The 8922-nt window shown below is 65.3% G+C and carries 6 protein-coding genes; 1 reads left to right on the top strand and 5 read right to left on the bottom strand.

Features of this window, described 5'->3' with window-relative positions; genetic code table 11:
- Nucleotides 1-166 precede the first annotated feature (166 nt).
- From lysS to rlmB, 5 genes are all read right to left on the bottom strand, one after another.
- Nucleotides 167-1702: a lysine--tRNA ligase gene (gene lysS, locus ACMI1Q_RS09495; protein ID WP_419503586.1), complete on the bottom strand. Its 1536-nt coding sequence runs from the start codon at nt 1700-1702 to the stop codon at nt 167-169.
- A 135-nt stretch (nt 1703-1837) separates the two neighbouring features.
- The gene (gene greA, locus ACMI1Q_RS09490; RefSeq protein ID WP_177522668.1) at nt 1838-2323 is read right to left on the bottom strand and encodes a transcription elongation factor GreA; all 486 of its coding nucleotides are present in this window, start codon (nt 2321-2323) and stop codon (nt 1838-1840) included.
- A 327-nt stretch (nt 2324-2650) separates the two neighbouring features.
- Nucleotides 2651-4735 (bottom strand): elongation factor G, encoded by a 2085-nt coding sequence (gene fusA / locus ACMI1Q_RS09485; protein ID WP_419503585.1) that lies wholly within the window; start codon nt 4733-4735, stop codon nt 2651-2653.
- 235 nt (nt 4736-4970) lie between these two features.
- Nucleotides 4971-7775, bottom strand: coding sequence for a hypothetical protein (locus ACMI1Q_RS09480; protein ID WP_419503584.1), 2805 nt, complete (start codon nt 7773-7775; stop codon nt 4971-4973).
- 36 nt (nt 7776-7811) lie between these two features.
- Nucleotides 7812-8588, bottom strand: coding sequence for a 23S rRNA (guanosine(2251)-2'-O)-methyltransferase RlmB (gene rlmB / locus ACMI1Q_RS09475; protein WP_419503583.1), 777 nt, complete (start codon nt 8586-8588; stop codon nt 7812-7814).
- Between rlmB and ACMI1Q_RS09470 the strand changes: the two genes are divergently transcribed.
- Entirely contained in the window at nt 8581-8817 is a 237-nt protein-coding gene (locus ACMI1Q_RS09470; protein WP_419503582.1) for a hypothetical protein, read from the top strand. The genes rlmB and ACMI1Q_RS09470 overlap by 8 nt on opposite strands.
- Nucleotides 8818-8922: the final 105 nt, after the last annotated feature.

Raw genomic sequence — 8922 nt, 5'->3', positions numbered from 1 at the left:
AATTGCAAAAAAGGGCAAATCCGCATAAAAAACACGGATTTGCCCTTCATTTTGGCCCGTCTGATGCCGTCTGATTTCAAGCAAAAGTTGTAGAAAAGTTGTAGTTGTAAGCCCTTTTTGCTACATCTTGTGCCGTCCCGCTCCGTCATCCACAATATATTGTGGATTATTTGTCCAGAGGCTTCATTGTGGGGAACAGGATGACGTCCCGGATGGAGGTGCTGCCGGTGAGCAGCATGACGCACCGGTCGATGCCCATGCCCATGCCGCCCGTGGGAGGCATGCCGTACTCCATGGCGGTGAGGAAATCCTCGTCCATCATCTCGGTCTCCTCGTCGCCGCGCTCCCGCTGCTCCACCTGCTTCTCGAAGCGCTGGCGCTGGTCGATGGGGTCGTTCAGCTCGGAGTAGGCGTTGGCCAGCTCGCTGTGGCAGATGAACAGCTCGAAGCGCTCGGTGAGGCGGGGGTCCTCCGGGCTGCGCTTGGTCAGCGGAGAGACCTCCACGGGGTACATGGTGATGAAGGTGGGCTGCACCAGCTTCTCCTCCACCTTCTGGTCGAAGCAGGCGTAGAGGGCGTTGCCCCAGGTCTTTTCGGCGGCGTCCGCCAGCTCCACGCCGATGGCCTTGGCGGCGGCCACCGCCTCGGCGTCGTCGGTGATGGCGGCAAAGTCCACGCCGGCGTACTCACGCACCGCGTCCACCATGGTCAGGCGGCGCCAGCCGGGGGTCAGGTCCACCTGCTCGCCCTGCCACTCCACCTGGTAGGTGCCGAGAATTTCCTTGGCCGCGCCGGAGAGGATGCCCTCGGCGATGTCCATCATGGTGTGGAAGTCAGCGTAGGCCTGATACAGCTCCACGGTGGTGAACTCGGGGTTGTGCTTGGGGTCCATGCCCTCGTTGCGGAAGATGCGGCCGATCTCATACACCCGGTCGATGCCGCCGATGATGAGCCGCTTCAGGGGCAGCTCGGTGGCGATGCGCATGTACATGTCGATGTCCAGGGTGTTGTGATGGGTGATGAAGGGCCGGGCCGCCGCGCCGCCGGCGATGGTGTTCAGCACGGGGGTCTCCACTTCCATGTAGTCCCGCTCGTCCAGATAGCGGCGCATATAGCGGATGAAGCGGCTGCGCACCTCAAAGGCGCGGCGCACTTCGGGGTTGACGATGAGGTCCACATACCGCTGGCGGTAGCGGGTCTCCTGGTCCTTGAGGCCGTGGAACTTCTCGGGCAGGGGCAGCAGGCTCTTGGACAGCAGCACCACTTCGGTCACGTGCACGCTGATCTCGCCCATCTTGGTGCGGAACACATAGCCCCGCACGCCCACGATGTCGCCGATGTCGAACTTCTTGAACTCCTGATACACGTCCGCGCCCACGTCGTCCCGCTTGACGTACATCTGGATGTCGCCGGTGGTGTCCCGCAGGTCGGCAAAGCTGGCCTTGCCCATCACCCGCTTGCTCATCATCCGGCCCGCCATGCACACCTGGCGGTGGTCTTCGGGAGCGGCGTCCTCGGGCAGGTCCTGGAAGCTCTCCTTCACCTCGGCGGCAAAGTCCGCCTGGGGCCACTTGGTGATGTGGAAGGGGTCCTTGCCTGCCTGCTGCAGATCGGCCAGCTTCTGGCGGCGGATGGCCACCAGCTCGCTGTACTCCTGCTGGGTCATCTCCCTGTTGTCCGGGGTCTGGTTCATCTGTGCCATTCTATTCTCTCCTTTGCGGTGCAAAACGGCCGCGGCGCGGCCCTTGTCTACAGTAAGCCTTATTATAACACAAAAACAGGTGCCGTGGCACCTGTTTTTGCAGAATTTCCTTGTGTTTTGCAGCCAAAAAGGCCCTTACAGCGCCGAACGGGTGATCTCCACCACCTTGAAGGCCACGGTGGCCCCGTTGGGCAGGGTGATCTCGGCGGTCTCGCCCACCTTTTTGCCCAGCAGGCCGGCGCCCACAGGGCTCTCGTCGCTGATCTTGCCGTTCAGGGGGTCGGCCTCGGTGGAGCCGGTGATGTCGTACTCCTCCACTTCGCCGTCCTCGTCCTCGATCTTCACATGGGTGCCCACCGACACATGCTCCAGGCTCAGGTCGTCGTTGTCGATGACGCGGGCGTGCTTGAGCATGGCCTCCAGCTGGGCGATGCGGCTCTCGATGAAGCCCTGCTCGTTCTTGGCCTCGTCGTATTCGCTGTTCTCCGACAGGTCGCCGAAGCCGCGGGCCACCTTGATCTTCTCGGCCACGTCCTTGCGGCGGACGGTCTTGAGCTCCTCCAGCTCCTTTTCCAGCGCCTCCAGACCGGCGCGAGTCATGACAAGTTCCTTTGTGCTCATTGCTTTGAATGCTCCCTAACGATAATGATTCGCACTCCGTGTGCGTGTTTTTGACTTTGTTCTGCGCGCGGCGCGCGCCGTTGGGTGCCCGGGCCGAAACAGCGACCCATATGTTTTCCCAATTGTGACAGTATAGCCGATTTAACTGCCACTGTCAATATTACGAGATAACTTTCAGCTATTTCGCCAAAAACCGGCTTCTTTTTTTGTGCCGCAAAAAAGCGACCCACCGCCAGCCGTCCGGCCACCGGTGGGTCGTTTGCGCTTGCTTTGTTCATTGTATGCAGCGGGGGAGCGGTTTATGCCCCTCCGCCGCAAGGCGTGGTCTTACTCTTCGTCCTCGGCGCCGTTGCCCAGCTTCTTGGCTTCCTCGATGACCTTGCCTTCCAGGTTGGAGGGCAGCGGCTCGTAGCGCACGAAGTCCAGGGTGAAGTGGCCCCGGCCCTGGGTCAGCTGGCGCATGAAGGTGGTGAAATCCTGCATTTCGGCCAGAGGCACCTCCGCCTCCACCACCTGCAGGCCGTCCTCGTCGGGGCTCATGCCCAGAACGCGGCCGCGGCGCTTGGTCACGTCGCCCATGATGTCGCCGGTGTTGTCGCCGGGAACGTGGGCGCGCAGGGTGCCGAAGGGCTCCAGAATGACGGGGCCAGCCTCGGGCAGGGCGGCCTTGTAGGCCAGTTTGGCGGCCATGATGAAGGCCATTTCGCTGGAGTCAACGGGGTGATAGCTGCCGTCCAGCAGGGTGGCTTTCAGGCCCACCACGGGGTAGCCTGCCAGCACGCCGTGCTTGGCGGCCTGACGCAGGCCCTTTTCCACCGCGGGGAAGTAGTTCTTGGGCACGCTGCCGCCGAACACCTTCTCCTCGAACACCAGCTCTTCGCTGTCGCAGGGCTCGAACTCGATCCACACGTCGCCGAACTGGCCGTGGCCGCCGGTCTGCTTCTTGTGGCGGCCCTGAGCCTTGCACTTTTTGCGCACCGACTCACGGTAGGCCACACGGGGGGCGGTGAGCTCCACATCCACGCCGAACTTGGCCTTCAGTTTGGCCACCACGGCGTCCAGATGCTGCTCGCCCAGGCCGGAGATGATCTGCTGGCCGGTCTCCGCGTCCACACGGTAGGCCAGGGTGCGGTCCTCTTCCATCAGGCGGGCCAGCGCCGCGCCGATCTTGCCCTCGTCGCCCTTCTTGGTCACGCGGATGGCCATGGACAGGGTGGGGTTGGGGAAGGCGGCGGCGGGCAGGGCGGCCACCCGGGCGGGGTCGCACAGGGTGTCGCCGGTCTGGGCGGCGGAGAGCTTGGTCACCGCGCCGATGTCGCCGGCGGTGATGGAATCCACATCGGTCTGCTTTTTGCCGCGCATGTTCAGCAGCTTGCCGAAGCGCTCGGCCTCGCCGGTGCGGGCGTTCACCAGACTGGTGGCGGTGGTGAGGGTGCCGCTGAACACCTTGACGTAGCTCAGCTTGCCCACGAAGGGGTCAGCCACGGTGCGGAACACATAGGCCGCCACGGGGGCCGCGGGGTCGCATTCCAGCCTGACCTCATCGCCGCCGGCGGTGACGGCCGTGGGGGCGGGCACCTCGGCGGGGCTGGGCAGCAGGACCTTGAGGTTATACAGCAGCATGTCCAGCGCCTGCAGGTTCACGGCGCTGCCGCAGAACACAGGGGTGATCATGCCGCTCTTGCAGCCCTTGGCCAGACCTTCCACGATCTCCTCGGTGGTGAAGGCCTCGCCGGAGAAGAACTTCTCCATCAAAGCGTCGTCGGTCTCGGCCACGGCTTCGCTCATGGCTTCCACCAGGCCGTCCAGCCGGTGGCCCATCTCGGGCAGGGCCACCTGCACCTGCTTGCCGCCCTCGTACTTGAAGGCCTTCTGGCTGAACAGGTTCACATACACCACCGTGCCGTCCTCCTGGCGGGTGGGCACCACGCAGGGGCACACCGAGGGGCCGAACTTGGTCTTGAGTTCTTCCAAAATCTTGTAAAAGTTGGCGTTCTCCAGGTCCATCTTGCTGACGAACACCATGCGGCTGCGGCCCAGCTTTTCGGCCAGGCGGTAGGCCTTCTCCGCGCCAACGGTCACACCCGAACGTGCCGAAACGGTGATGAGCACGCTGCCGGCGGCCTGGATGCCCTCATACTGGCCCAGCTCAAAGTCGAACAGGCCCGGCGTGTCCAGGAAATTCAGCTTTACGTCCTCGTACTCCACGGGAACCACTGCCAGATTCAGGGAGGCGCGGCGCTTTGCCTCTTCAGGGTCAAAGTCGCTGACGGTGTTGCCGTCTTCCACGCGGCCCATGCGCTCCAGCGCGCCGGTGGTGTACAGCAGAGCCTCCACCAGAGTGGTCTTGCCGCAGCCGGCGTGGCCGGCGACGAGGATGTTTCGGATGTTTGTGTTGGCGTAGTTCTTCATTCTAAATAACCCTCTCTTCTACCGCGTGTTTTGCAAAGGAAATGCGGCGGTAGCAACCTATACAAAATTTTAGCACAGTTTGTATGATTTTTAAAGAACAATTCCCTGTAAAACGGGGGAATGCGCCGCACAAAATCCGCCGAAACCTTTGTGGAATTTGCCTATTGACGGGCCGGAAATTTGCCCCAAAGGCACAAAAAAATCCCGCCGGGCGCGGCCCGGCGGGGGTTTTGGCTCAATATTTTTTGAGGAGAGGCATGGCCAGGGTGAGCACCGCCCAGGCCGCCTGATACAGCACCAGAGCCGGCAGGCCCAGCGCGCCGATGCCGCCGGTGAAGGCCATCACCAGCGCCAGCAGGCAGCTGATGCCCACGCCCGCGGCCTGCACAAGGCTGGCCACCTTTTCGCCCCAGGCCGCCCCGGCGGCGGCCCGCAGGCCGCCCACGAAGGAGGCGAAGCTGCCCATGTGGGTCATGCAGCCCTCGCTGGTCTCGGCATAGGCGGTGTGGGGGGCCAGCATCCGCCGCTCGGCGCCGGAGAGCACCTTCACGCTGCCCGCGGGCAGACCGTAGAGCACCTCCAGCCCTTCGCCGGTGAGGTTGAAATCGTCGCTCTGCACCAGCAGGGACACGCCCTGGCTGCGCAGGTCGGACAGGGTGGCCGCCACCTGGACGTTGGCCTTGTAGCTCACCAGGAACATGGCAAACAGCCGCCCGCTCACCGCCAGATAGATGGGCAGGCGCTTGCCCTTGGTGTAGCGGTTCTCATAGTCCAGGCTGGGGATCTCCAGGCCCTGCTGCTGCATGAAGGCCCGGTTGCCCACGATGACCCGGTTGTTGTTCACCCAGGCGGTGAAGCCGTAGCCGGGCAGGTTTTCCAGGTTCTCCACCTTGAAGAGCATCTCGGTCTTGCCCTGGATGATGGTCATGAACACGTCCCGCAGGGTGTCGCAGCCCTCGATGAGCACCGAGGCCGCGTAGAGGATGGCCAGATCGATGCGCTGCTTGTCGAAGGTCTTGATGCCGTGCAGCCGCACGCTGGCGCCGGGAACCAGGTCCCTCGCGCCCACCACCGCGATGTTGGCCCGGCCCAGCTGCTCCATGGCGGCAGCGCCGGGGATGACCGCGCCCACCTGGGCGGCGCTCTTCTGGGCCAACAGGCTGGGCACGGCGCTCAGCAGGGTGGCGGCCAGCGGCCCGCCCAGACACAGAGCGCCCGCCAGCGCGTTCACGGCGGCCACGCCGCCGTGGCCGGCGAAGAGGCTGACCAGCGCGCTGATGAGGGCGGCGCCCAGCAGGCCCCAGCTCAGTTTCTGGTCCAGACCGTCGCTGGCGCGCTCGGAAAAGCTCTGGCGCAAAAAACCCTTGACCAGAGAGGTGGGCCGGTTCAAAAGCAGGCAGGGCTCCGGCTCGCCCAGGCCCTGGGCCAGCCGGGCGGTGAGCTCGGCGTCGGCCAGAGGCACCGACGCGGTGTGGTCGCTGCCGGCGCTGGCCATGCGGAAGTTGCGCACCACCACGCCCTGCATCACAAAGCGCCCGAAGGCGTCAAGGGTCAGCAGCAGCGCCGCGGGGGCGGCGAAGAGGGTGAGCTTGTCGGCCTCGAACTTGTCGGCGCCCACCAACTGCACCACCAGCTGCACCAGCGCGGCCGCAGCCGCCAGGGCGGGGATGGTGTCGGCGCTGGGGCGGCCCCAGATGCCGGGCACGCCGCTTGCGAACACCCGCCAGTTCACGCCGCAGGCCGCCAGCAGGGCGATCAGATGCACCGCCAGGTAGGCGGCGGGGGCGGTGGCCGGGTCGATGGGGCCGATGGGCGGCAGGGGGCTTGTGCCCACCGCCAGACCCAGATAGAGCAGCAGCGCCGTCAGGATGCCGGTGAGCACCGTGCGCAGCGCCAGCATCCGGCGCATGCCGTCCAGGTCCGCCTGCACCGCGCCTGCGTCGGCGGGGTCCTCGTAATCGTCGATGTATTCCGGCTGCTCCGGCTCGTCGAACACAGCCTCGGCGGGCGCTTCGCCGCCGAACATCCGGGGCAGGAAGCCCCGCTTTCGGGCGGGCTCCTCCTCCGGCTCTTCTTCGGGCTCTTCGGCGGGCTCGTCCTCAAAGCGGATGCTGCCCGCAGCCTCCTCCAGATCGTCCAGCGTCCGGGTGGCGTCGTCGTCCAGCCCTTCCAGCTCGATGACGCCGGTGTCCCCTTCTTCGGGCGCAGGCTCCTCCTCCGGCTCCACCGGCCGGGTGGGCTCGCCGCTCATGGGCAGCGCCACCGGCTCCTCCTGGGGCTGGGGCGCACGGGCGGGGTTGGGGATCATCAGGGTGGGCTCGTCCACCTTGACCTCCCCGGTCTCGCTCAGCTCGTCGTCCTCCTCAAAGCCGGCGCCGTCGTCCTTGTGGCGCAGAAAACGGGCGAAAAAGCCCGGGTGCTGCTCCGGCTCCTCGTCGGGGATGACCGCCACGCTCTCGCTGAAGAACTTCTGGAACTCCGCGTCGAACTGCATCGTCTCGCTGATGGTGCCGGTGAGCTGCTGCATCGCGTCCGGCGAGGGGGCCGCCGGGCCGGTCACCGTCTGCTGCACCTGACGGATGACCTCGTCGGCCTCACTTTCCGCCGCGGGTGCCTTTGCCTCGGCAGGCTTTGCCGCCGGGCGCTGCACCGTGCGCCGGGCGGGCTTTTCCGCCGAGGCCTCCTGGCGGGGCGCCTCCTGCTTTTGAGCGGGCTGCGCCTTGGGAGCGGGGCGGGCAGCCTCGGCCTTGCGGGCGGGCTGGGCCTTCGCGGGCTGGGCCGGGCGCGCCTGCTGCTGCGGGGCGGGCCGGGCCGGAGCCGGTTTTTCTTCCGCTATTTTCGCGGCGGGCCGGGCCTTGGGCGCATCGTCCGCCTGGGGGGCCGGCGCTTGCTGCACCGGCGGCAGGGGCAGGCCGTCCCCGAGGCCCAGGTCGGCCAGGATCTCGTCCACCGCCCGGTCGCTGGCGAGGGCCGCCGCCTGCTGTTGTTTCAATGTTTCCAGGATCTCGTCCACCGAGCTGGAAAATTTATTGTCTGGCACTTGTCGATCCCTCCATGCCTTGTGGGGCGTATGTGTTCAGCGGCGCTGCCGCGCGATCTCGTAGAGGATGATGCCCGCCGCCACCGAGACGTTGAAGCTGTCCACCCCGGTGCCGCGCCCGGCCATGGAAAGGCTCACCGCGCCGTCGCACAGTTTGCGCACCAGCGGGCTGACGCCTCTGCCCTCGCTGCCCAGCACCAGCGCCACCGGGCCGGTGAGGTCGGCTTTTTCCAGGGGCTGGCCGTCCATGTCGGCGCAGTAGACGAACACGCCCTGTTCCTTGAGGCGGCGGATGCTCTCGCCGATGTTGGCCACCCGGGCCACCGGCAGGCGGGCCGCCGCCCCGGCGCTGCTTTTCAGCACCGTGGGGGTGACCGCCGCGCCGCCCCGCTTGGGGATGACCACGCCGTGGGCCCCGCACAGCAGCGCCGAGCGGATGACCGCGCCCAGGTTGTGGGGGTCCTCCACCCCGTCGGCCAGCACCAGGAAGGGCGCTTCGCCCTTTGCGCGGGCGGCGGCCAGCAGGTCCTCCAGGCTGGCGTAGGTGATGGAAGAGGCATAGGCCGCCACGCCCTGGTGGCTGTCGGTGCCGCAGCTCAGCCGCAGCTTGTTGGGATGCACCCGCTTGACCACCGCGCCCGCCTGCTTGGCAAGGGCGGTGTAGTAGGAGGCCACCGCGTCGGGCAGGCCTTCGCTGAGCAGCACAGTGTCCACCCCGGCGCCGCTTTTCAGCAGTTCGGTCACCGGGTTCTTGCCGTAGACGAGGCTCTGCTCCAGAGCGCCGCTGTCGTGTTTTTCAGGGCTGTTGCGCATGATTACTCCTTTTTTGTCAAAAGCGGCAGAAGCCGCCGTTTTTCTCACCGTTATGCATACAAAAAAAGTATACCACCCCGCCGCGGGTTTTGCCAGTGTTTGGCACAAAGTTTCGGCCCCTTTCGACGCCGCCGCCCGGCGGCGGGCATGCCCCGGCGGGATTTTGGACATTCTTGCAAAAATTTATGCAGAATCTTTGGCGGTAGAAACCGCGCCGCCCCCTTTGTAAAGACCGTTATACACACCGTAATTCTGTTTTTAACTTTCCACATGTTGAAAACTCTGTGGAAAATGTTAAAAAACGGCCTGTCCGGGGCACTTTTTCCACAGCCTT

The organism is Candidatus Allofournierella excrementavium (assembly GCF_048526665.1).
GTDB lineage: Bacteria > Bacillota > Clostridia > Oscillospirales > Ruminococcaceae > Allofournierella_A > Allofournierella_A excrementavium.
Note: the sequence above shows the minus strand (reverse complement) of the source record. Positions and strands in the feature narration are given on the sequence as shown.

What these genes read in the sequence shown, in the direction of transcription:
- lysS (WP_419503586.1), bottom strand. Translation starts at nt 1,702, where the DNA reads ATGGCACAGATGAACCAGACCCCGGACAACAGGGAGATGACCCAGCAG.
- greA (WP_177522668.1), bottom strand. Translation starts at nt 2,323, where the DNA reads ATGAGCACAAAGGAACTTGTCATGACTCGCGCCGGTCTGGAGGCGCTG.
- fusA (WP_419503585.1), bottom strand. Translation starts at nt 4,735, where the DNA reads ATGAAGAACTACGCCAACACAAACATCCGAAACATCCTCGTCGCCGGC.
- rlmB (WP_419503583.1), bottom strand. Translation starts at nt 8,588, where the DNA reads ATGCGCAACAGCCCTGAAAAACACGACAGCGGCGCTCTGGAGCAGAGC.